Here is a 23,431-nt window from a genome sequence, read left to right as displayed (position 1 = left end):
CGCTACATCTTTTGAACGCGGCGGAGGATGAAAAACAGATTCGCCGACACTGCATTGACGATCGGTATGCGCTCGAAAGCCCGGTTCAGCTTCATGCCGATATTGGCCAGTGCATTGAGCGCTCCACCGCCCTTTATGCCTTTTGCGAACGTCGGAAAGACCTGATGATAGCCGCATTCTTCCAGTACGAATCCCGACCTGAGAAACAGGCGCTTCGCGTCGCTGAGGCTGTACAGTCGATTATGGCCCGTGTACTTCTTCATCACTCTGCAGGCGTTTTCTGTTGCCGATAAGCGGTTAGGTAGAAATGTGATTATCAGCAAACCATTGTCTTTCAGCACGCGCCATAGCTCGTCGATGCTTTTTTGTTCGCGAGCCACGTGCTCGAGTACACCGCTTCCAATCACCACATCGAATTGATTGTCTTCGTACGGCAGCAGAAATTCATGATTGAGCGCAGCGAAAGATAACCCGGCGTACTGATGGAATTCCGCGAATTGCTCATCATTGCATCGGTCGCAGCCATAAATCTCGATGTCCCGGAAGAGCGTGCGAAGCATGCACGAATCTGGGGCGTGACGGCATCCCCAGTCGAGCACTTTCATTCCACGCTTGATATACGGGGCATAAATTTCGAACGCGCGCACATGACGATCGAGACTAGCGTCGTTGGCAATGACCGATTGCACATAGTCCCGGTATTCACCATCGGCGCGATGCGCAAGGTAGTCCTCGCAAAGCTTGGCATAAGTCGTCTTGACCTGCTGCAATTCATTGCTCGGAATCGTTTCGGTGTCGATGGGTCTATGCATGTCTCCCTCATATCGGTGCGAAGGCGGAGTTCTGCGCAACTCGTTTCCAGAATGCCGGCTGTTGCTACACGTGTGACATCAGACCGATAAATTCGCGGGAAGTTGATCAGCCTGAATTTGAACCTGCTGCTTCAACTGCGTTGCGGTTCAGGTTTTGTGTAAGGCTCTGTGCAGCCGGACAATCGCTCGAGGGCGGTGCACGCGACATGTGTCGCAGGCAACCCGGCAATGGAACGACGGGGCAAAAAATGTCGCGATAGTGCGGGACAACTCATGGATCCCTCTTTCCGAGTGCGCGCGCATGGGAGCGCTCGAGAACGGGTCGACTTCTTTCAAGGATAGCAGTTGGCCCCCCCGCATTTGGCCACGAATCTCCACGTTTCGCGCCTTATTGTGATGGTTTTGCGCCCTCGGCTCCCGGTGATGCGGTCGAGACCCGTCCCGTCGGGTCGAAGTGGGCTCTGCAAGGTATGCAAATGAAATATCCGGGCGGAGAAATCGATTCGGGCGTGGCAGTGTTGCGTTAGGGCAGACACCTGGGCGAATCTCGCGTTGTTCAGCGGCCGACACATTCAGGGGCAACCGGAAGATTTATATGAAACGCTTATGCTCCGCGCTCGAGGCGTCTGCGCACTGTCCCCACCAGTCTGTCGAACGGCCATGCACTGGCAGCCAGCGCGCTAGTCTCCGAAAAATACTCCCTCACGATATCCGTCAACACCTGCCCCGGCGGCGCCTCGACCAGCACATGCGCGCCCATTTCCTGCATCACGGTGAGCGCATCGAACCAGCGCACGGTGTAGCGCATGTTCGTCGCAAGATCTTCGCGGATCGCGTCGGCCGTATACAACGGCCGTCCACCGCGATTGCCGATATAGATGCCGCGCGGTGTTTCGAAACGCAACTCGCGCGAGTACGCCAGCAGTTCGTCGCTCGCGTGCGCGAGCAACTCGCAATGCGAGGGCACGCTGACCGCGAGCCGGGTGGCCTTGCGCGCGCCGGCCGCTAGTGCGCGTTCGATGAACAGGTCGAGCGCATCGTTCGCGCCGGCCATCACGATCTGGCGCGGCGCATTGACGTTGCCGATATAAACGGGTTGCCGGTGCTCTTGCGCCTGCTGCGCGACGAGCGTTTCCACCTGCTGCTCGTTCAAGCCGGATACGGCCGCCAGACCATAGCCCGACGGGTAAGCGGTTTCCATCAATTCGGCGCGCCGCCGCACCATCAGCAAGGCATCGCGAAACGGCACCGCGCCGCTACTGACCGCTGCCGGATATGCGCCGACCGACAGCCCCGCGCTGATTTCCGCCACCAAACCTTCATCGGCGAGCGCGCGCGTGATCGCGACGCCCGCGATCGTCAGGCCCAGTTGCACGGCGACGGTCGAGTCCAGAGCGTCGGGCGAGTCGAGCGTCAGCACGTCGACGCCGAGCGTGTCCGATGCTTCAGCGAACGTGTCCTGTACCGCGCGATGCCGCGGCAGTCGATTCAGAAAGCCTTCGCTTTGCGCACCCTGACCGGGGAAGATAAGCGCGAACATCAGGTAGCGCCATCCTGAGCGACCTCGGCCCACGGATTGGCGATCAAGCGGGGACCGCTCGCGTGGCGGGCCAGCACGCGCGCCTTGCCCGCAGCCCACTCCGCGAGCGCGACGCCGCCCGCGGGGGTTTCGAGTTGTGCATCGATGCGCACACCGATACGAGCCGAGAGCGTTTGAAGTTGCTCCAGCAAAGCACTCGCAACCTTCAACGCCAGCGGTTCGGGCACGCGGATCAACAGATCGAGATCGCTGGCTTCGTTCACGGTGGGAGCATGCGTCGCCAGTTCGAATCCCGTGCTACCAGAAGGGCCCCAAGCGAATCCAGAAAGCGGACCGCTCCGGTCCCGTTGCAACGAATTCAGCGCAACGAAGGAAGGCAATGCATCACGTTCGGGACCGGGTCGCGCCTGCGCCAGGGACTCCGGCGCTACGACGCCGACGATATCGTCCGCATGCGCCCACGTGCCGTAACGCTGCGCTCGCTCTGCGCCGCGCACGCCGATCGCGACGAAACCTTCAACGGCGAGCGCGCGTCGCACGACCGCATACGGTGCGCGTTCGAACGCAGCGCGGACCCACGCGGGTTCGTCATCGAGCGCATCGAGTCGTCGCAAGCGCAGCAGATCATGCGGCCGCCAGCGCGCGTCGCACGACGTGGCGCAAGCAGTCGGGAAGGGCGCAGCCGCGCACACGCGCATCACACGGCGTCCCACTGTTCGGCAAGGCGCCGCCGCACCTCGATCGACGCGGCGCGAGTCTGCCGCGCCGCAACCGATTCCAGCCGACGCGCAAGCGTCCGATCCCCGTCGCGCGCGCTGCGAATCTGTTCGATCAGCACGGTGCGCACGCGCTCGATCTGCGCCGCGTCGGGCGCATCCGCGTCGACGCCGTCGATCAGCCGATCGAGCAGCCCCAGCTTCGCGAACGAGGCCATCGAATACGACATCGGCACGATCGTCTCGCCGAGTTCGTCGAGTTCTTCGACCGTGCGGCGCGTGACGCGCGCGGCTGCTTCCTTGCCCATCGCGTGGACCATCGTGCCGGGCACGTCGAGCGCGACGATGCGGTTCGCCTGATAGCCGTGCGCGAGGAACGCGCCGGACATCGCAGGACCGACGATCAGCGCGATCACCGGATGGCCGGCGTCGCGTGCGCTCGCGTAAGCGTCGACCGCGGCCGCGCAGGCGAGGTGGATGCCGAGCATTTCCTCGCGATAGCCATACGCCTGGCTTTTCACATCGACGATCGCGACGATCGGGCGGCGTGTGCCGGCGCCTCGATCCGCCTCCATGACTTCGCGCACCGCGCGCGCGAGTTGCCAGCCCTGTTCGAGTCCGACCACGTTGCTGGTCGCGCGTGGAAAGCGGTTCGCGGCATCGGGCACGACCGCGATAAAGCGCGCGGTGTCGCCGCCGAGCGGCGCATCGCTGCTCCAGACGGGCGCGGCGCTCGAAGATTCGCCGGCCAGTGCGTTGAACCAGCGCGCGCCGCGCGTGAGTGTCGTGTCGCTCATGCCTGCTCCTTGTTCGATGCATCGCCCGCTTGCCGGTTGTACACATCACGCATTGTCTCGGGCGTGACGCTCGCCGGATCGATCCGCGCGAGCCGCTGCAGGAACGTGTCGACCTGCTCGCTGCGATGCGCGGCCGGCACGCCCTGCGCGAACGCGGCGAGCACGGCGGCGCGCACCGCGTCGGCATCGTCATCAACCAGGGTATCGGCGAGCGCGCTCGCGACGCGCTGCTCGCCGCCGATCAGTTGCCACACGCGGCGGCGATCGCTCGCATCGAGCTCTTCAATACCGGCTTCCTGCTCGATCACTTCGGGTCCGTTCATGCCGAGCCGTCCCTGCCTGGTCACGATCAGATACGAGCACAGCGCGGCCGCGAGCGACATGCCGCCAAAACAGCCGACCATCCCCGCGATCACGCCGACCACCGGCACGTGCCGGCGCAGCGCGACGATCGCCGCCTGAATCTCGGCGATCACCGCGAGCCCGAGGTTCGCTTCCTGCAACCGCACGCCGCCGGTCTCGAACAGCACGACCGGGCGCACGAGCTTGCCGCGCTCGCAATCGCGCCGCGCCATCTCGAGCGCCGCGGCGATCTTGCTGCCCGACACTTCGCCGATGCTGCCGCCCTGGAACGCCGCTTCGATCGCCGCGACCACGGCCGGTTCGCCGTCGATCGTGCCGCGCGCGATCACACAGCCGTCGTCGGCCTGGCAGACGATGCCCTGCATGGGCAGCCACGGCGACGCGATGCGGTCGAACGGTCCGAGCAGTTCGCGGAAGCTGCCCGCGTCGAGCAGCGAACGGGCGCGCTCGCGCGCGGGCAGTTCGATGAAGCTCTCGTGCAGCAGCGGTGCGCGGTGAATGCTGGTGCGCGTGCTCATACGCTGTCTCCTTCCTCGGCCGCTTCGACCGCTTCCGCGAGCCGCAGCGCGACCACGCCCGGCGTCGCGCCGAAGTCGTTGATCTCGATGTTCGCAGCGCCGTCGTAGCGCGTGAAGAAGCGGTCGAGCACGCTCTTCCAGATGTGGCTGTAGCCGTCGACGCTGGTGCGCACGACCACGTGCGCAGCAAGCGCCGAGCCGCCTGCATCGGCGGCGGGCGACAGCAGCACTTCCAGATCGCCCGAGCCGACTACGCCGACGTGCGCGCGGGTCGTGACGGCGCGTTGCGCCGGATAGTCGAAGGTCAGATGTTCCATGAGACTCAGCTCCGGCTGGCGTCGCGATGCGCCAGCATGTCGAGAAAGAGGGTGGCGGCGAGCAGATCGGCCGCGCCGCCAGGCGATGCGTTCAGCGCCAGCAGTTCGCGTTCGAGCGCGTCGAGCGCGACGCGGCCCGCGGCTGTCGAACTGCCGCCCGCGTCGAGCACGCGTCGTGCGCCGCGCTGCCCCGCATGCAAGCCGGCGAGGCCCGCGCGATGCAGCAGGCAGGTGTCGTCGAGCGTGCTCATGATCGCGAGCAAGGCGTCGATGCGCGCGGTGTTTTCGTCGATGCCGCGCGCGCGCGCCGCGCGTAATGCGGGCAGGCCGACGTCGAGCGCGTGCGGGAAGCCGTCCTGCGCTTCGCGCCGCGCGCCGCCGACCTGATAGCGTCGACGCGCGCGTTCGCCGTGGCTATCGGACGAAGCGGCGAAGCGGTCCGGGAAGCAGGCGATCTGCGCGGCCAAAGTGCAGACGCGCGAGGTATCCAGAGGGTTCGGCGCGCCAGGTCCGTGCGTACGCATCGAGGCACTCAAAGACGTTTCGAGCGCGACGCCCGCAACGAGCAAGCCGATGATCCAGATCGCGCCGCGATGCGCGTTGCTACCGCCGGTCGCCTGCATCATGTCCAGTTCGCCCGCGCGGCCGATCTGCGCGAGTTCGGCGCGCAGCAGCGCCGACGGTTCGCCGCGGCGGCGCGCGGTGCGCGCGAGCGCCGCGAACGTCGGTTCGAGCGCGTGCGCGGAGCGCCGCATGATCGCGAGATCGAGGTCGCGATGCGCGCCGCTGCCGCGCCGGTCGACGAGCGCGGGCTTCGGCGTGAGCTCGGCCTCGTCGATCAGCGCGGTGATCGCGTCGCGCGCGAGTTGCGCGTCGGAAAACGGCGCCCCCTTGGGCGATGTGCCGCACGCATCGCGCAGGACAGAAACAGGCGGCGCGTCCAACCGTTCGAGAACAGCAGCAGTGGACGCCATCGTCACCAGCTCCGGAAGCGCGCGGGCGGCGCGTACAGTCCGCCCGACCACGTGACCAGATCGTCGATGCTGCGCGCCGCGAGCAGCGAACGCTTCGCTTCGCCGCGCCGAATGCTGAGATCTTCCGGATACGCGACGATGCCGCGCCGGCGCAACTCGGCGGTTTTCTCGGGTTTTGCGCGCAGGCCGATCGGCGTGACACCGGCCACCGCCGCGATCGCCGCGCGCCGCTCGTCGATGCCTTCGGCCTTGTGCAGATGCGCGATGCCTTCCTCGGTGACCACATGGCTCACGTCGTCGCCGTAAATCATCACCGGCGCGATCGGCATGCCGTTTTTCGCGCCGACGGCGATCGCGTCGAGTTCATCGACGAAGGTCGGCTCGCCGCCTTTCTTGTACGTTTCCGCGAGTTGCACGACGAGCTTCTGGCCGCGCGACACCGCGCCGAAGCCCTTCAACAGCTTCAGCCACGCCTCGCTCGCATGACGCCGGCCGCGCGGATCGTGGCCCATGTTCGGCGCGCCGCCGAAACCGGCGAGCCGTCCGCGCGTGACTGTCGACGAATTCGCGTCCGCGTCGATCTGCAGCGTCGAGCCGATGAACAGATCGACGCCGTATTGGCCGGCCAACTGACACAGCACGCGGTTCGAGCGCAGGCTGCCGTCGTTGCCGGTGAAGAACACATCGGGGCGCGCCTCGATATACGCCTCCATACCGACCTCGCTGCCGAAGCAATGGATGCTGTCGACCCAGCCCGATTCGATCGCGGGGATCATCGTAGGGTGCGGGTTGAGTGTCCAGTTGCGGCAGATCTTGCCTTTGAGGCCGAGCGCTTCGCCGTAGGTGGGCAGCAGCAGTTCGATCGCCGCGGTATCGAAGCCGATGCCGTGATTGAGCGACGTGACGCCATACGGCTCGTAGATGCCGCGTATCACCATCATCGCGGTCAGCACCTGCAAGTCGCCGATATGACGGGGATCGCGCGTGAACAGCGGCTCGACCGCGAACGGCCGGTCCGCCTGCACGACCACGTCGACCCAGGAACCCGGAATGTCGACGCGCGGCAACTCGTCGACGATCTCGTTGACCTGCACGATCACGATGCCGTGACGGAACGCGGCGGCTTCGGCGATGGTCGGCGTGTCCTCGGTGTTCGGGCCGGTGTACAGATTGCCGTGACGGTCGGCCTTGTCCGCGCACAGCAGCGCGACGTGCGGCGTCAGGTCGACGAACATGCGCGCGTACAACTCGACATACGTATAAATTGCGCCGATTTCCAGCTGGCCGTCTTCGAGCAGTTGCGCGACGCGCAGACTCTGCGGCCCCGCGAACGAGAAATCGACCTTGTGCGCGATGCCGCGCTCGAACAGCGTCAAGTGTTCAGGACGACTGATGCTCGAAATCAGCAGATGCACGTCGTGCAGCTTTTGCGGATCGACCTTCGCGAGCGAGCGCGACAGGAAGTCGGCCTGTTTCTGGTTGTCGCCTTCAAGCGCGACGCGCTCGCCGGGCTGGATCAGCGTTTCGAGCGCATCGACGATGCGGTGCGTGGGCAGCACGCCGTCTTCGAGCCACGGCGCGATCGCCGCGAGGCGGCGGTTCTTCTCGTCGCGACGGGTCGTCCACGAGCGGGCAGTGGACCGCGATGCGGCGGCTTCGGCGGGGTGGTTCATCGGCTCGGTCATCGGCTCATTCATCGGCTCATTCATCGGTTCGTTCAGCTCCCGGTGTGGACGCGCGGGCGTCGGCCGCGCGGCTTCGGTTGATGCGCCAGCGCTTCTTCGCGCGCGCGCTCGGTCAGGAAACGATGCAGAAGCTCGCCGGTGCCGAGCAGATGCGCGACCACCAGCGACTGCGCGGTCGCGATATCGCGGCGCTCGACGGCGTCGAGCAGCGCGGCGTGCTCACTGTCGGACTCGCCCTTGTACGACGGCAAGCCGAACTTCAGCCGCAGATAGCGTTCGCCGCGCCGGTGCAGCAAGCCGATCATGTCCTGCAACTGCGGCCGGCCGGCGGGCGCGTACAGACACATATGGAACGCGGCATTGCGCTTCACGTATAGCGACGGGTCCTCTTCGCGCTCGGCGGCGCTGCACAACTGCGCGGCTTCGCGCAGCGTCGCCGCGGTGTGATTCGGAATCGCGAGGCCGAGCGCGAGACTTTCGAGCGCCGAGCGGATCTCGTAGATCTCGCGCGCCTCGCTGGCGGACAAAGGCGCGACCGTCGCGCCTTTGTGGACGGCTGCGCGCGCCCAGCCCTCGCTTTCCAGCTGGCGCAGCGCCTCGCGCACGGGAATCGCGCTGACGGAGAAGTGCCGGGCGATCGCGTCCTGGCGCAATGGTGCGCCGGGCGCGAGCGTGCCGTCGACGATCGCCGCGCGCAGCGCCTCCGCAATCATGTGCGAGGTGCTTTCGCGGGGTGCCGCGGCCGGAAGAAACGAGCCGGGCACGAGCGCGTCCAGGGGAAAACCTTCAGTTGCGTCGGTCATAGTATCAAATATTATATATAAAAAGACGCGTATTTCAGCGCGGGCAAACCCGGAAGGGTCTTCACCCACGGTCCCGGCAATTTCCCCGCGCCGCCCTCTGAATCAGTTGTACGAGGACATCGCCGATCAATCAACGTCGTCGATCCAACCCCAAGCGCGCCCGTCGTTTTTCGTTACGTTCAACCATCGTAGGCTGGAGGAGCAAGATGAATACAGTGACCGACCGACGAGCGCTCGCGCGTCAGCGCACACCGCTCAATCGTTCGCAGATCGCAGGGTTTTGGGGCGCGTGGGCCGGCTGGACGCTCGACGGCATGGACTCGTTCATTTACGCGCTGGTGCTCACGCCAGCGCTGACCGAGTTGCTGCCGCGTTCGGGCTTCGCGGCCACGCCGTCGAATGTCGGCCTTGCGGGATCGATCCTGTTTGCGCTGTTCCTGGTCGGTTGGGGGCTGTCGTTCATCTGGGGACCGCTCGCCGATCGCTTCGGCCGCACCAAGGTGCTCGCCGCGACGATCTTCACGTTCGCAATTTTCACCGGGCTTGCCGCGACCTCGACCAATGTGTGGCAGCTCGGTATTTATCGCTTCATCGCGGGCGTCGGCATCGGTGGGGAATGGGCGCTTGCGGGCACCTACGTGGCCGAAGCGTGGCCCGAGGATCGCCGCAAGATGGGCGCCGGTTATCTGCAGACCGGCTACTACGCGGGCTTCTTTCTCGCGGCCGCGCTCAATTACACGATCGGCGTGCACTTCGGCTGGCGCGCGATGTTCCTGACCGGCGCGGTGCCGGTCGTCGTCGCGATTCTGATTCTGCTGCGCGTGAAGGAGCCGGAGAAGTGGCAGAAGGCCGACGCCAAGACAGTGCGCGTGAAGCCGCTGCGCGAGATCATGGGGCCGGCCTACAGACGTCGCACATGGGTCGCGTGCATTCTGCTGACCATCGCGATCATCGGACTCTGGGCGGGTGCGGTCTACGAGCCGTCGGCGGTGATCCAGCTCGCGGCGCGCGCCGGCATGTCGAAGGGCGATTCGATTCGCACGGCGTCGCTGGCTACCGGCCTGCTGTCGATCGGCACGATCCTCGGCTGTCTCGCGCTGCCGCCGATGGCCGAGCGCATCGGCCGCAAAATGACGTTGGCGGTGTATTTCGCTGGGATGGCGGTGTCGATCGCGGCGAGCTTCGGCTGGGCGTTCTATCTGCCGAACGGGCTCGCGCCGTTCATCGCGTGGCTGTTCGTGCTGGGCTTTTTCGGCGGCAACTTCGCGTTGTTCAGCCTGTGGCTGCCCGAGCAGTTCGAAACCCGCGTACGCGCGACCGCGTTTGCGTTCTGCACGTCGTTTGGACGCTTCGTCGGCGCGGGCGTCAACTTTCTGCTAGGCGCGGCGGTGCTGCATATGCAGACGCTCGGTGTGCCGGTCGCGTTGACCGCGCTCGCCTTCGTGCTAGGCCTGTTCGTGATTCCGTTCGCGCCGGAGACGAAGGGTGAGACGCTGCCGCAGTGAGCACCAGGCGGGCGGCGCGCGTTATTTCGCGTGACTGCGCGCGTGACTGCGCGCCCGCCCGGCCGGATGCAGCAGCGTCAGCAACGGCCAGCCGAGATTGACGCCGAGACTCGCGGCGACGATCAGCGCCATGCCGGCCAGTTGCGCCAGCGACAGCGCCCGGGCATACACGAGCGCATCCACGACGATCGCGGTCAGCGGATAAACGAACAGCAGCACCGCGATTACCGGCGTGCTGAGCTTCGGCAGCGCGCCGTAAATCAGCACGTACGACAATCCCGTGTGCAGCACGCCCATGCCGATCAGCCAGAACCACTGCATCGGCCCGATATGCGTGAGCGTCAAAGGCGCGATGAACGGCGCGATCAGCGGCAGGCAGATCACGCCGACCGCGCATTGCATGAGCGTCAGCAGATGCGGGCGCATGTCGCCGAGGCTTTTCGCGATCAGCGTGACGCTCGCGTACAGCAGCGAGCCGAGCAGCGCTTCGCTCAAGCCGATCAGGTAGCTGGTGTGGCCCTGCAGATTGCCGGCCGCGATGACGCCCGACGCGAGCACGAGCCCGACGAACGCCGTCGCGATCCAGCCGAGCCGGTCCGCCCCGAGCCGTTCGTTAAAGAGCGCCGCGCCGATCAGCACGACCCAGAACGGCTGCACATGAAACACGACGGTCGCGACCGCGATGCTGGTGCGATGAATCGCGTCGAAAAAGCCGACCCATTGCGTAACCATCAGCACGCCGGAAATCAGCGCGAGCGCGACCGTGCGGCGCGTGAACTGCGCGCGCGTGAAAAAGCCCTTCCACGCGCAATAAGCGGCGAGCGACAGAAAGCCGAACAGGCAGCGGAAGAACACGAGCGTCAGCGCATCGAGCCGCGCCTCCTCGACGAAAACGCCGATCGTGCCCATCAGCAGCCCGCCGCTCGCCAGCGTGATCGCGCCTTGTTGACGTGAGGTGAGGGGCATGCGCAACGACTCCTTGAGATGATGCCTGCGAGTATTGCGCCGCTTGCGGGCTTATCACAAACGAATTAAATTGAGCAATTCCATAAGCCCGGTTGATAAATCGTGAACCCTGAATTCGACGTCGATCTGTTGCGCAGCTTCGTGGCGGTCGTGGAGGCGGGCAGCTTCACGAAGGCGGCGGCGAGCGTGCATCGCTCGCAGGCGGCGGTCAGCATGCAGATCAAGCGGCTCGAAACGATGCTCGGCACGACGCTGTTCGCCCGCAACACGCGCAACCTGTCGCTGACACGGCCCGGCAACACGCTGCTCGAATACGCGCGGCGCGCGCTCGCGTTGCAGGAGGAGGCGTGGTCGGCGATCGTGCGGCCCGAGGTGACCGGGCGCGTGGTGCTCGGCGCGCCGGACGACTATGTGTCGTCGCTGCTGTCGCCGGTGTTGCGGCGTTTCGCAACGCTGTACCCGCGCGTCGAGATCGAGATCGTCTGCGCGCAGAGCACGGCGCTTGCGCCGATGCTCGCCGACAACAAGATCGACCTCGCATTCGTCACGCGCGACCGCAAGCTGCGCGGCGAATTCGTGCGCAGCGAGCCGATGGTGTGGGTTGGGGCGTCGGTCGATACGCCGGTGTTGAAGGCGTCGCCGTTGCCGGTGGGGTTGTACGAGCCTGGCTGCGTCGCGCGCCAGCATACGCTCGCCGCGCTGGATGGCGCGCGCATCCGCTATCGCGCGGCGTTCAGCAGCGCGAGCCTGATGGGACTCGTCGCGACCGTGGATGCCGGTTTGTCGGTGATTGCGCTGACGCGTTGCAGCGTGCCGCCGCGGCTCGCGATTCTCGGCGACGCGCAAGGCCTGCCGAAAATCGCGCCGCTCGAAATTGTCGTCGCACGCAGCGCGAAATCGGATCGGCCGACCTGCGATTATCTGGCGCAGCAGATGGTGCAGGATCTGTCGTTGCGGTAGCCGAGCGTGCCAGCCCTGGTCACCCTTCAAGCCCGCGTATAGGCGGTCACTTCACCCTCGACCGCTAGCCGCACGCGCTCGCCCGGACGCGGGCACAGATAACCGGGCACGCGTGCGCGCACCATCGTCTGCGTGGCGGACTGCAATTGCAGCGCGACGCTCGCGTCCTGCCCCTGGAAGATCACATCGGTGACGAGCGCATCGTGCGCGGCACCCGTGCGCGCGGTTTCGTCGGCGCGCAGCAGACGGATCTGCTCGGGACGCAGCATCACGTCGACCGCGCCGTTGCCGACGGGCGCGGCCAGTGCTAGTTCGCCGAGCTCGCAGCTCGCGCGATCCTGTTGCGCGACGCCCGGCAACAACACCGCCTCGCCGATGAACGACGCAAGCTCGCGCGTCACCGGACGGCGGTACAGCGCTTCGGGCGTCGCGGTCTGGATCAGCCTTCCGTTCCACAGCACCGCGACCTCATGCCCGAGCGACAACGCCTCGGACTGATCGTGCGTGACCAGCACGGCAGTCGCGCCAGCCGCGGCCAGCGCATTCGCGACCGCCTGACGCGTCTCGACGCGCAACGCGGCGTCGAGCGACGAGAACGGCTCGTCGAGCATGACCAGCGTCGGCGCGGGTGCGAGTGCGCGGGCGAGCGCAACACGCTGCTGCTGACCGCCCGACAACTGCTGCGGCGCGCGTTCGCCGAAATGCGCGGGCAGACCCACCAGCTCCAGCAACTCGGCCACGCGATGGCGCGCGCGACGCTGCGTGCGCGACAGGCCGAACACGATGTTGTCCGCGACCGACAGATGCGGAAACAGCGCGCCTTCCTGCGGCACATAGCCGATGCGGCGTTGCTCCGACGGCACGTGCAGGTTGTCGCCGACGACACGTCGGCCGTCGATCTCGACACTGCCGCCGTCCGCGCGCTCGAAGCCGCACAAGAGCCGCAGCAGCGTGGTCTTGCCGCTGCCCGAGGGCCCCAGCAACGCGAGCAGCGTGCCGGGCTCGACCGAAAGATCGATGCCGTGCAGCACGGGATGACCGTCGAACGATTTCTGCAGTCCGCGGATACGAAGTTCGCTCATGGAATCCCGAAGAAAGTCGAACCAAAAGCAGCGATGAAAAAGCCGACGCGTGTCGGGTCAGCCGCGCTCGCCGAGCAGCGCCGAGCGGCCGAGCAGCGCGAACAGCAGTCCCGACGCGCACAGAGAGATGCCGGTCAGCAGCGCCGCATACGGCGCGGCGGCGGCGAACGCCATCGTCGACGTGTCGGCCCACACCTGGGTCGCGAGCGTTTGCGTGTCGAGCGGCGACAGCAGCAGCGTCGCGTTCAGCTCGGTGACGACCGAGATGAACACCATCGCGGCGGCCGCGCCGAGCCCGGGACCCGCGAGCGGCAGCACGACGCGCACGAGTGTTTGCGTCCAGTTCAGGCCGAGCGCGCGCGCGGTTTCCTCGAGGCGCGGCTGCGCCTGCATGAACGCCGCGCGCACGCTGACCAGCGCGACCGGCATGAACAGAATCGCGTAGGCGACGATCAGCAGCGTAGCGCTTTGATAAAGCGGCCGCAGCGCATGCACCGCGAGCGACACGATCGCGAGCGCAATCACGAGCCCCGGCACGCCTTGCGCGAGAAACACGGCGCGCTCGAACAGCGTCGCGAAACGGGTCGGGTAACGCACCAGCAGAAATGCGAGCGGCACCACGAGCAACGTGGTCAGCACGGCGGCGGCGAGGCCGAAACCGAGCGAAGACATCGTCGCGTTCCACAGCAATTCGGGCGAGACATCGGCGGGCGTCACCGCGGCCGCGCCCGGCTGCGTGAGCCAGAAGCCGATCATGCCGAGCGGCACGCCGAGCGTCGCGAGCGTCAGCAGCGCAAAGCCCGCGACGACGAGCCAGCGCCAGGCACCGAGCTCGTAGCGCAACACCGGGCGGCGCGTGCCGCGATCGACGCGCTCGTAGCGCGCCGCGCCGCGCACGCGAAACTCGAATGCAAGCACGACGAGGCAGATCACGATCAGCAGACACGCGAGCAGCGATGCGCCGCCGGCGTCGAAGCTGGTGCGGAATTCCGCGTAGATCTGCGTGGTGAAGGTATGAAAGCGCAGCAGCGTGAACGCGCCGAACTCCGACAGCACGCCGAGCGCGACCAGCAGCATGCCGCCGAGCAGCGCCGGCCGCAGTTGCGGCAGCACGACGCGCACGAAGCTGGTCCAGCGGTTGCAGCCGAGCGCGCGGGCGCTTTCCTCGAGTGCCGGGTCCATGCCGCGCAGCGCGGCGGCGACCGGCAGATAGACGAGCGGAAAATACGCGCAGGTCAAGACGAGCAGCGCGCCGTTGAAATCCTGCAAGTCCTCGCTCAACGACACCCACGCGTAGCTCGAAATGAAAGCCGGCATCGCGAGCGGCGCGGCGCATAGCACGGCCCACGCGCGCCGCCCCGGCAGATGCGTGCGTTCGACGAACCACGCGGCGGCCGTGCCGATCACCGCGCAAACGAGAGTAGTGGTGACGGCGATCAACACCGTATTGACGAGCAGCTCGCCGACGAGCGGCCGCCAGATCAGATCGAGCGCGTCGCCGATGCCGAAGCTCGCCGCGCGCCAGAACGTAAACGCAATCGGCAGCAGCACCAGCAAAGCGCTGAGTGCCGCCGCCGCAAGCAGGCCGCGCGGCGCGCGCGTGCGTGCACGCGCCGGGGCAGGGGGGACAGCCGGCGGACCGGCTGACAGGGCTTCGCTCATTTACAGCAGGCCTGCCCGACGCAGCAGTTTGCCCGCCTGGCTATCGTCGCCGAGCTGCTGGATCGTCAGCGTGGGCGGAGTCAGTTCGGCAAACGGTTTGAGGACCGGGTCAGGCGCGACACCCGCATGCAGCGGGTACTCGAACATCACGTGGCTATTGGCCATCAACTGCTGCGCGCGTTCGCTGACCAGGTACGCGAGAAACTTCTGTGCGCCGTCCGGGTTGTGCGCGGACTTCAGCACGCCCGCGCCCGAGACGTTGACGAGCGCGCCGGCGTCGCCGTGGCTGAAGTGGTAGATCGCGCTGCGGGTTTTCGCATCGCCGATTTCCGCATGCAGACGCGACCAGTAGTAGTTGTTGAGCAGACCGGTCGCGACCGCGCCGCGATTGACCGCGGCGACCAGGCCTTCGTCGTCGTCGAAGATCTGCGAGTTGGCTTTCAGGCCCTTCAGCCACGCGAGCGTCTGCTCGTCGCCCTTCAGTGCGAGCACCGCGCTCACGAGCGGCAGGAAGTCGGCGTCGCTCGGCGCGATGCCGACCTTGCCTTTCCATTCAGGCTTCGCGAGGTCGAACACCGATTGCGGCAGTTGCGACGGCTGCAGCTTCGCCGTGTTGTATGCGAGCACGCTCTCGCGCGCGGTCACGGCGACCCATACGCCGCTCGGCGAATTGAAGCGCGCCGGCACCGAGCCGAGCGTCGCTGCGTCGACCTTCGCGAGCAGACCCTTTTCCTCCAGCAGCATCAGCTCCGGCGAGTTCTCGGTGAAGTACACGTCGGCGGGCGAGGCCGCGCCTTCCGCGACGATCTGCGCGGCGAGCGCCGGGCCTTCGCCGTTGCGGATTTTCACCGAGATGCCCGACTGCTTTTCGAAGTCCTTCGCGAGCAGATTGACGACCTGCTCGTGCTGCGCGTTGTACAGCGTGATCGATGCCGCATGGGCCGCCGACGGCATCGTCGCGAGTGCGGTGAGCGACAGCGCGGCCACGCTGCCGAGTGCGCGCAGGCGGGAGGCAAACCAGGAATGAGCCATGTTGCAGAAGTCCGTTCAGATTGTGTTTAGTGAGAGAGGCGCTGCGCGCCCGGCGTGCTTCATGTGCTTCATCACGCTTCGAACAGCCCCGCGCCGACATACGAACCCGGCTTCGCCCCGGGCGGCACGACGAAGATCGCGCTGCCCACGTGGGTCGTGAACTGGTTCATCATGTCGAACTTCGCGAGGCGGTCGTTGATCGGGATGAAGCCGGTGCGCGGGTCGCTCTGATGCGCAATGAAAATCAGCCCCGCGTCGTACTCGGTTTCCTGACGCCACGGCGGCCAGCGCTCGATATAGAAGTTCGTGCCTTCGTTGTACGAATACGAGCGCCGCAGAATCTGCGCGCCGTTGTTGCTCGCCTGATTCGACAGACGCACGTGCGAGTTCTCCGGAATCACCGGATCGCCGTTCTTGTCCTCGGCTTTCAGGTCCACCGCGTCGAACTCGTTCTTGCTGCCGATCGGCGCGCCGCTGTACTTGTGGCGGCCGAACACCTGTTCCTGGAAGCCGAGCTCGGTGTTGTCCCAGTGTTCGAGCGTGATGCGGATGCGGCGCACGACCGTGTAGGTGCCGCCTTCCATCCACGGCGCGTCGTTGGTGGCGCGGGCCCACACGAACTGGTTCATCAGCTCGGGTTTCGCGGTCGACGGATTGTTGGTGCCGTCCTTGAAGCCCATCAGATTGCGCGGCGTCTGGCCGCGCGGACCGGACAGGAAACCGGCCTGGCCCCAGCGCATCGCTGCGACGCCGTAGGCCCGGCGCGACAGTTGGCGCACCGCGTGAAACGCGACCTGCGCATCGTTCGCGCAGGCCTGGATGAACAGGTCGCCGCCGGTCTTCTCCTTGATCAACTGATCGCCGTTGAAGCGCGGCAGATCGACGAGCGCGGCGGGGCGGCGCGACGCGAGCCCATAGCGGTCCTTGCCGTCCTTCGTGAAGAGGCCGGGGCCGAAGCCGAACGTGATGGTCAGACCGTTCGGGCCGAGGCCGAGCACGTCGCCGGAATCGGGAGCGGGCTGGTCGTCGCCGGCGGGCATCGCGAAGGCCGTGCCGCCTTGCGTCAGGCGCGCGGCCGCTTCGGTCCATGTGCGTAGCAGTGCGATCACGTCGTCGCGCTTGTCGGTGGTCAGATCGAGCGCGGCGACGTAGGTGTGGCTCTGCTGCGGCGTGACGATGCCGCCTTGATGCGGACCGTAGAACGGCTCGACCGCGAGCTGCGGATCGGCGTTCTGCGCGCTATGCGCGGGCGCCGTCGCGAGCGCTGCCGGCGAGCTCGCGAGGCCGGCGCCCAGCGATGCACCGGCGGCGACCGCCGCGCCACCCGCTTTGAGAAAGCCGCGTCGTGACGGCCGTGGGGGTTGATCGTTTGTCATGGTCACTTCACCTTCCTGCAGCCTGCGTGGGTGCCGCTTACTTCGCGAGCACCAGCGTGTTCACGTCGTCTTCGACGTAGTAGAAACCGTCGCCTTCGGGCGTCATCGCGATACCGAACAGGTCGCCGTTGCCGGGGGGCGACTGCGCCTTGTCGGTATCGATCCAGCGTGCGTATAGCTGCTTGCCGGTCGCCGGGTCGATTTCGACGACCTGGCCGTTCAGCGCGTTGGTCACGAGCAGGTGGCGGTTGGGCGCGGTGGCCATCGCGAGCGGACGATGCAGCAGGCCGTCGGCGCTCAGCTGGCGGCCGACGCCCGCGCTGGTGTCGCGCGTGAGCGGATCGTCGATCTCGGTGATGCGGTTGCCGATCGCATCGGACACGTACAGCAGTTTCTGGTCGGCCGACAGCGCGAGCCCGGTCGGCCCGACGAGGAACACGCCCTTGTCGGCCTGCGCGCCGAAGCCGCTGCCGATCACGGTTTCCTTCTTCACGACGGGCGGCTTGCCTTGCGGTACGTCGAGGTCGATGCGCAGCACGGTGGCCTGCTTGAACACGGGCGGATTGCCTTGCGCGCCGCCGACGCCGAAGCCCGCGTTGCTGACGAACAGCGTCGCGCTCGCGCCGTGATCGACGACCGCCATGTTGCCCCATGGGTCGTTGATGTTCGGCGTCGAGATCGTCGAGGCGATCTTGCCTTGCGGGTCGATCACGATCAGGCAGCCGGCGCCTTTGGTGCCGGTCGTGCCGTCGTTGCTCGGCGTGCTGCCGACGATCACCCAGCCCGACTTCAGCATCGTCATCGCGGTCGATAGGCCGATGCCGCCCGGACATTCCTTCAGATCGCGCGGCACGGTCGCGAACACCGTCATTTGTCTGGTGTCCGGGTGATAGTCGATGATCGTGCTGCCAGTGCCCTGCAGGTTCGTCGAGTTGTTGAAGTTGCCCACCAGCACGTCGCCTTGCTTCACGGTGCCCGCGCTGACCGGCGCGACCACGATCGCGTACGGGTTCTGGTCGCCGTTGTCGGGGACGGTGTTGATCAGCGTCGTGTGATGCTTGATCGTTTCAAGGAAGCCTTGCGGCTCCGCCTGCGCGGGCGCAGCCATCGTGAGGGCGGCAGCGCCGGCCATCGCGGCGAGCAGGGCGCGCGCGGCGCGCGGCGCAAACTTGCGCGTGACTGGGTTCACGGTTGGGCCTCCGTGCGGGCGCACAAAGCGGGAGTGGCGGTGACGGTCGAAAGCATGGGAAGTGCTGGTCCGGTTGCGTGGGGTGGCATCTGCTTGCGTGGATGAAAGCGCGCGGCGGGCGGCATCAGAAGTTGATATTGGTCCGCACGCCGACGACGAACGTATTGCGCAGCGACTGCGTCGGGTCGTTCGGGTTCTGGCCCGCACCGGCGTTGAACGTGTATTGCGCGTCGGCCTGCACTTGCCACCACGGATTGATCTGGTACTGGTAGGTCGCCTCGAGCGTGGTTTCGCTGGTGCGCACGCCGTACGGACTGCCGTTGAATGCCAGGAAGTCCTCGTCGAGTCCGTTCACGTGGCTGCCGACCTTGATGTAGGTCAGCGCGAGGCCGGCGCTGTCGTTGTCGCGGCCCTTGAACGGCGCCTTCAGCACGACGCCGAGATTGGCCGCGACTTGCACGAGATTGCGATCGCCCGGCGCGCCCATCACGCGCGCGAACACGCCGAGGCTGCGCGGTTCGTCGGGGTCGGGGCGCCACACCATCTGGTCGGCGACCGCATAGAAGCTGTAGTTGCCGCTGTGATTCGCGGCGATGCCGGTCGACGCAGGATTCGCGAGCGACAGTCCCATGTTGTCGAAACGCCGATCGGCGAATTTGTTGGTGTTGTACCAGACGCCGAGCTTGTAGGTGCCCGGCAGACCGCCGCCGCCCGTGCCGACCATTTCGCCGTCGGACGGCTGGTTGATCGCGTACTGCAGCTCGCCGATCCACAATGCGCCGTTATGCAGGTTGAAGTTCGTGCCGCTCATGTTGTCCGGGTTGTTGCCGAGCGGATCGCCCGAATACACACCGGCCAGCGCGGTCAACGAGGGGGTGATCTGGCCGCGCACGCGCACGCCCAGACCCGCGAGCGGATAGGCGGGACCGCCCGACGGCAGGTCGTATGAGGGCAGCGCGGGCCAGCCGAACATGGTGTTGAGGAACAGCGCCGCATACGTGCTCGTGATGAATTCCTGGTCGAGACTCTGTTGACCGATCTTCACGTCGACGCGTTTGTTGAGGAACGACTGCTGATACCAGAGCTCCCACAGACGCGTCGCGTTGTCGGCCTCGATGCCGCTCGCCGTGTTCAACGTGCCGAGCTTGTTCGCGCTCAGGTTCGAGCCGTGAATCTGTAGCGCGCTGACGTTGAAGAGGCCGCCCGGCAGGCCGAACGCCTTTTGCGTATCCATCTGCAAGGTGGCGGTGGTCAGGCCGTCGTAGTCGGCGCCGCGCGCGAGACCGCCGCGCAGATTGGCCAGCACTTCGCTGGTTTCGGTCAGCGTGAAGGTCATGCCGTACTTGCCGAGCCACGGACGCAGGCCGCCCATGTCGCCGAGCATCTGCTGACGATTCCAGAAACCGGTCCACTGGCTAGTCTGCGTCGCCTGAATGTTCAGGTCGGCTTCGGGCGCTTCCGGGTTCGCATCGGGATTGGCTTCGGCCAGCGCCGCGTGGCCGGTCAACGAGGCCCACGCGAAGGCCGTGCACAGTGCGACGCGCCGCATCGAAGGCATACGCGTACGATGAATTGCGCCGGTACTTGCCAAAGCGTCGCAAAAGGGACGCGCGTTGGCGCGCAGTCCATTGAGTTGGGCGAACTTCATCGAAATCCTTATTGGTGTTGTTTCGTCCGATGCGAAAGCAGCTGATGGCGAGATCGTACGCAGGCCATTTGCGAGAGTCAACACAAATGAGAACGATTCGCATCAATATTACTGGCATGTAAACCCGGGATTTACGGACTGCTCGTAAAGCGCAGGAAGGTGTAATTATGTAGTAATAACAGTGTAATAAAACAGTATTGATGTGGTCAGACCGAACGCGCGACAGGGTGAGGTGTCGAAGTGCACGAGTAACCCCGAAAGTCAAAGTGAGGAGGTCGAAATGAGCAAGCGCATTCTTCTGGTTTCGTTGCTGGCGAGTGGCGGTCTGTTGTTGGGCGGCGCCGCGCACGCGCAGTTGAATCTGAAGCAGTTCGGTATCGGCGGGGGCGGTGACAGCTCGGCCGGTGCCGGGGCGTCGTCGGGCGGCGTGTCGCAGCTGCTGCAGAGCTATGTTGGCGCGAACCAGCAGGTGCTGAGCGGGCAGTCGAGCCTCGCGTCGGCGATGGGCATGACGAGTGCGGCCGGCCAGGCGCAGCAGGCGGCGGGGCTGCTCAGCGGTGGCACGCCGTCGCTCAGTCAGTTGACGCAGGTCGGCAGCACACAGCAGTCGCTGTCGCAGAAGCTCACCGATGCGTTCGCAAATCATGCAAGTGGCGGCGCGTCGGCGACGCCGGTCAACAAGGAAGCGTTCACCCAGGGGCTGTCGTCGCTCGGCAAGGGAGTGAGCCAGTATTCGAGCTTGCAGTCGGGGCTTGGCAGCCTTGGTCAGATGAGTCCGTCGTCGCTGCTGCAATCGGGCCTCAATCCGCAGACCGCGCAAAGCGCTTCGTATATCGCGCAGTCGGCGCCGGGGCAGTTGCAGTCGCTGATGTCGACGCTGAGCTCGGCCGTGCAGTTCGCGTCGAGCCACGGTATTACGGTGCCGTCGATCGCGACGTCGGCGTTGAAGGGCATGTAGGCGCGTTTCGCTTCGCCTCGCGCGATCGATTCAGCGCGAAAGCGCTATGATCGCGTCGAACCCGCTACTCAACTGGAATTCCGCCGATGTCCCACTCCGTCAATCTGGAAAACTACTTCGCCCGCATCGGCTATCAGGGCCCGCGCGCCGCCACGCTCGAAGTGCTGCGGGCGATTCACCTGCTCCATCCCGCCGCGATCCCGTTCGAGAACCTGAACCCGCTGACTCGCCAGCCGGTCAGGCTCGAGCTCGAAGCGATCGAACGCAAGCTCGTGACCCAAAAACGCGGTGGCTACTGCTTCGAGCAGAACATTCTGTTCGCGAACGTGCTGATGCAACTCGGCTTCAAGATCACGCCGATGCTTGCGCGCGTCATATGGGGCCGCGAGCCCGGCACGATCTCGCCGCGTACGCACATGGTGCTGCGTCTCGATATCGACGGCGACGAATGGATCGCCGACGTCGGCTTCGGCGGCGTCACGCTGACCGCGCCGCTGCGCCTGACCGCCGGCCTTGCACAACCGATTCCGCTCGGCACGTTCCGTCTCGCCAACGCGGGGCACGACACCGTCTATCTCGAGGTGCTGGCGCCGGACGAGAGCTGGTCGCGCGTCTATCACGTCGATCTGCGCGCAGTCGAGTGGGTCGACTATGAAATCTCGAACTGGTACACGTCGACGTCGCCCGATTCGAAGTTCGTGAATAACCTGCTGGCGTGCCGCGTGCTACCCGAACTGCGCCTCGCGCTATTCAACGATCAGTTGAACGAGCGCGACGCGCAAGGGCAGATCGTCAGCGAACGGCGCCTCGCGAGTGCCGCCGAACTCGCCGACTGCCTGCGCGAGCGCTTCGGCTTGAACCTGGAGGACATCGATATCGCCGCCGTGTTCGAGCGCGTGCGCACGCGTGATGCGTCCGCATAACACCAGCCCATGAGGGAGCCGCGATGGTCGCACGTCTGATTCTGCAATCGCTGGCCTGGCTGGCGTTCATGGGCGTGCTGCTGTTCGGCGCGGCCGGCACGCTCGCGTGGCCGGCCGCGTGGTGGTATCTGCTGGAGCTGGTGGTGTTGAGCCTGTGGGTCGGCTTGTGGCTCGCGCGTCATGATCCCGCGCTGCTCGCGGAGCGGCTCGCGCCGTTCGTGCAGGCGCAGCAGAGCCGCTGGGATCGTGTGTTCATGGTCGCGATTGGAGCCGCGTGGTGCGGCTGGCTGGTCCTGATGGGCTTCGACGCGATGCGGTTTCGCTGGTCCGGGCCGCTGCCGTTGTGGCTGATGGGCTTCGGCGCACTATGCGTGTTCCTGTGCATCTTCATGTGCCGCTTCGTGTTTCGCGCGAACAGCTACGCCGCGCCGGTGGTCAAGGTTCAGGCGAGCCGCGGGCACAAGGTCGCCGACACCGGGCCTTACGCGTACGTCCGTCATCCGATGTACGCGGCCGCGCTGGTGTTCTTCGTCGGCACGCCCTTGATGCTCGGCTCGTGGTGGGGGCTTGGGGCGCTGCCCGTGATGGCGTGCGGCATGGGCTGGCGCGCGGTGCGCGAGGAGCGGCTGCTAGCCGAGCAACTCGACGGCTACACGGCGTACATGGAACGTGTGCGTTACCGTTTCGTGCCGTTTATCTGGTAGCGCGTCCAGGTGGTCTCGCCGCCGTCGAAGCGGGTAAGATGGCTCCCGGCCGCCGGAGAACCGGCCACGGTGTACCTGATGTAACACCGGCGAATCACCGATGAGGTTTGGAGTGAAAACAACTACACAGGCGCGCATCGCGCCCGCCGCACAGGCCGAGCAGAGCCAGGACGCCGCCGATCGCAACCGCGACACGCCGGTCAAGGCGATGCCCGCCTACGAGCAGATCAAACGCTACGTGCTCAAGCGCATCAGCGAAGGCGCATGGAAGCCGGGCGGACTGATTCCTTCCGAAACGGAGCTGGTCAAGGAGTTCGGCGTCGCGCGCATGACGGTGTCGCGCGCGCTGCGCGAGCTGACCGCCGAGCGCGTGCTCACGCGCGTGCAAGGCTCGGGCACCTTCGTCGCGCCGCAGCGATATGAATCGACGGTGCTGGAGATCCGCAATATCGCCGATGAAATCGCCGCGCGCGGTCATCGTCATTCGGCGCGCGTGCTGACGCTCGAACCGAGCGACGACGCCGATGCGCTCGAAGCGCTCGGTCTCGCGAGCGGTCCCGCGTTTCATTCGTGCATCGTGCACAGCGAGGAGGGCGAGCCGATTCAATACGAGGACCGTTTCGTCAATCCGAAAGTGTTCCCCGAATATCTGCAACAGGACTTCTCGGTCGAAACACCGAATCACTATATGGTGCGGCTCGCGCCCGTGCAGCGTGCCGAGTTTCGCATCTATGCGCAGAAGCCCGACGCCTATGTGCGGCGTCATCTGATGATGGATATCGGCGAGCCGTGTCTGCTGCTGTGGCGGCGCACGTGGGTCGGCGAGAACGTCGCGACGTCGGTGCGGCTATGGCATCCGGCGTCGCGGTTTCATCTGGCGGGGACCGTGTAGCCCGGTTGC

At 65.9% G+C, this 23,431-nt stretch carries 22 protein-coding genes; 6 read left to right on the top strand and 16 right to left on the bottom strand.

The genetic code is table 11. The features are described from left to right. Positions 1–2 precede the first annotated feature (2 nt). The 9 genes from AB3X86_RS28855 to AB3X86_RS28815 all read right to left on the bottom strand — a co-directional run bounded on the left by AB3X86_RS28855 (position 3) and on the right by AB3X86_RS28815 (position 8,525). Positions 3–812 (bottom strand): class I SAM-dependent methyltransferase, encoded by an 810-nt coding sequence (locus tag AB3X86_RS28855; protein WP_368598647.1) that lies wholly within the window; start codon positions 810–812, stop codon positions 3–5. 604 nt (positions 813–1,416) lie between these two features. Then, a complete protein-coding gene (gene mdcH / locus AB3X86_RS28850) occupies positions 1,417–2,352 on the bottom strand; it encodes a malonate decarboxylase subunit epsilon (RefSeq protein ID WP_368598646.1) in 936 nt (311 codons plus the stop codon). Next, complete coding sequence (locus tag AB3X86_RS28845; protein ID WP_368598660.1) at positions 2,352–3,050, bottom strand: malonate decarboxylase holo-ACP synthase; 699 nt, start codon at positions 3,048–3,050, stop codon at positions 2,352–2,354. Before AB3X86_RS28845 ends, mdcH begins: the two co-directional genes overlap by 1 nt. Beyond that, positions 3,050–3,865 carry a biotin-independent malonate decarboxylase subunit gamma gene (mdcE, locus tag AB3X86_RS28840; protein ID WP_368598645.1) on the bottom strand — a complete coding sequence of 272 codons (816 nt, stop codon included), beginning with the start codon at positions 3,863–3,865 and terminating at the stop codon, positions 3,050–3,052. The genes AB3X86_RS28845 and mdcE overlap by 1 nt, the downstream gene beginning before the upstream one ends. Beyond that, entirely contained in the window at positions 3,862–4,746 is an 885-nt protein-coding gene (locus AB3X86_RS28835; RefSeq protein WP_368598644.1) for a biotin-independent malonate decarboxylase subunit beta, read from the bottom strand. Before AB3X86_RS28835 ends, mdcE begins: the two co-directional genes overlap by 4 nt. Further along, positions 4,743–5,063 (bottom strand): malonate decarboxylase subunit delta, encoded by a 321-nt coding sequence (locus AB3X86_RS28830; RefSeq protein ID WP_176123180.1) that lies wholly within the window; start codon positions 5,061–5,063, stop codon positions 4,743–4,745. The genes AB3X86_RS28835 and AB3X86_RS28830 overlap by 4 nt, the downstream gene beginning before the upstream one ends. 5 nt (positions 5,064–5,068) lie before the next feature. Next, positions 5,069–6,037: a triphosphoribosyl-dephospho-CoA synthase gene (locus AB3X86_RS28825; protein ID WP_368598643.1), complete on the bottom strand. Its 969-nt coding sequence runs from the start codon at positions 6,035–6,037 to the stop codon at positions 5,069–5,071. Between the two features lie 2 nt (positions 6,038–6,039). Then, the gene (gene mdcA / locus AB3X86_RS28820; protein WP_368598659.1) at positions 6,040–7,710 is read right to left on the bottom strand and encodes a malonate decarboxylase subunit alpha; all 1,671 of its coding nucleotides are present in this window, start codon (positions 7,708–7,710) and stop codon (positions 6,040–6,042) included. A 44-nt stretch (positions 7,711–7,754) separates the two neighbouring features. Next, positions 7,755–8,525: a GntR family transcriptional regulator gene (locus AB3X86_RS28815; protein ID WP_368598642.1), complete on the bottom strand. Its 771-nt coding sequence runs from the start codon at positions 8,523–8,525 to the stop codon at positions 7,755–7,757. A 206-nt stretch (positions 8,526–8,731) separates the two neighbouring features. Between AB3X86_RS28815 and AB3X86_RS28810 the strand changes: the two genes are divergently transcribed. Next, entirely contained in the window at positions 8,732–10,030 is a 1,299-nt protein-coding gene (locus AB3X86_RS28810; protein ID WP_368598641.1) for an MFS transporter, read from the top strand. Positions 10,031–10,051: 21 nt separating this feature from the next. On the opposite strand, the gene AB3X86_RS28805 is transcribed toward AB3X86_RS28810, so the two are convergent. Next, positions 10,052–10,996, bottom strand: a complete 945-nt coding sequence (locus AB3X86_RS28805; RefSeq protein WP_368598640.1) for a DMT family transporter — start codon at positions 10,994–10,996, stop codon at positions 10,052–10,054. 102 nt (positions 10,997–11,098) lie between these two features. Here AB3X86_RS28805 and AB3X86_RS28800 point away from each other — a divergent pair, with 102 nt between their 5' ends. Next, the gene (locus AB3X86_RS28800; RefSeq protein WP_176368242.1) at positions 11,099–11,956 is read left to right on the top strand and encodes a LysR family transcriptional regulator; all 858 of its coding nucleotides are present in this window, start codon (positions 11,099–11,101) and stop codon (positions 11,954–11,956) included. Between the two features lie 26 nt (positions 11,957–11,982). On the opposite strand, the gene AB3X86_RS28795 is transcribed toward AB3X86_RS28800, so the two are convergent. The 6 genes from AB3X86_RS28795 to AB3X86_RS28770 form a co-directional block, all read right to left on the bottom strand. Next, positions 11,983–13,038, bottom strand: a complete 1,056-nt coding sequence (locus tag AB3X86_RS28795) for an ABC transporter ATP-binding protein (protein WP_368598639.1) — start codon at positions 13,036–13,038, stop codon at positions 11,983–11,985. A gap of 57 nt (positions 13,039–13,095) precedes the next feature. Next, the gene (locus AB3X86_RS28790; protein ID WP_368598638.1) at positions 13,096–14,700 is read right to left on the bottom strand and encodes an ABC transporter permease; all 1,605 of its coding nucleotides are present in this window, start codon (positions 14,698–14,700) and stop codon (positions 13,096–13,098) included. After that, a complete protein-coding gene (locus AB3X86_RS28785) occupies positions 14,701–15,732 on the bottom strand; it encodes an iron ABC transporter substrate-binding protein (RefSeq protein ID WP_368598637.1) in 1,032 nt (343 codons plus the stop codon). Positions 15,733–15,803: 71 nt separating this feature from the next. Further along, a complete protein-coding gene (gene efeB / locus AB3X86_RS28780; RefSeq protein WP_368598635.1) occupies positions 15,804–17,108 on the bottom strand; it encodes an iron uptake transporter deferrochelatase/peroxidase subunit in 1,305 nt (434 codons plus the stop codon). A 37-nt stretch (positions 17,109–17,145) separates the two neighbouring features. Then, positions 17,146–18,240 carry a hypothetical protein gene (locus AB3X86_RS28775; protein WP_368598657.1) on the bottom strand — a complete coding sequence of 365 codons (1,095 nt, stop codon included), beginning with the start codon at positions 18,238–18,240 and terminating at the stop codon, positions 17,146–17,148. 181 nt (positions 18,241–18,421) lie between these two features. Further along, positions 18,422–19,945 carry a carbohydrate porin gene (locus AB3X86_RS28770; RefSeq protein ID WP_368598634.1) on the bottom strand — a complete coding sequence of 508 codons (1,524 nt, stop codon included), beginning with the start codon at positions 19,943–19,945 and terminating at the stop codon, positions 18,422–18,424. Positions 19,946–20,225: 280 nt separating this feature from the next. Between AB3X86_RS28770 and AB3X86_RS28765 the strand changes: the two genes are divergently transcribed. The 4 genes from AB3X86_RS28765 to hutC all read left to right on the top strand — a co-directional run bounded on the left by AB3X86_RS28765 (position 20,226) and on the right by hutC (position 23,422). Beyond that, entirely contained in the window at positions 20,226–20,903 is a 678-nt protein-coding gene (locus AB3X86_RS28765; protein ID WP_368598633.1) for a hypothetical protein, read from the top strand. Between the two features lie 86 nt (positions 20,904–20,989). Further along, the gene (locus AB3X86_RS28760) at positions 20,990–21,826 is read left to right on the top strand and encodes an arylamine N-acetyltransferase (protein ID WP_368598632.1); all 837 of its coding nucleotides are present in this window, start codon (positions 20,990–20,992) and stop codon (positions 21,824–21,826) included. Positions 21,827–21,849: 23 nt separating this feature from the next. Continuing rightward, the gene (locus tag AB3X86_RS28755; protein WP_368598631.1) at positions 21,850–22,530 is read left to right on the top strand and encodes an isoprenylcysteine carboxylmethyltransferase family protein; all 681 of its coding nucleotides are present in this window, start codon (positions 21,850–21,852) and stop codon (positions 22,528–22,530) included. A 112-nt stretch (positions 22,531–22,642) separates the two neighbouring features. Beyond that, entirely contained in the window at positions 22,643–23,422 is a 780-nt protein-coding gene (gene hutC, locus AB3X86_RS28750; protein ID WP_368598630.1) for a histidine utilization repressor, read from the top strand. The last annotated feature ends 9 nt before the right edge of the window (positions 23,423–23,431 follow it).

The sequence above is a fragment of the Paraburkholderia sp. BR14374 genome, assembly GCF_040948685.1.
Lineage (GTDB): Bacteria > Pseudomonadota > Gammaproteobacteria > Burkholderiales > Burkholderiaceae > Paraburkholderia > Paraburkholderia youngii.
This window is presented reverse-complemented; position numbering and strand designations above follow the sequence as displayed.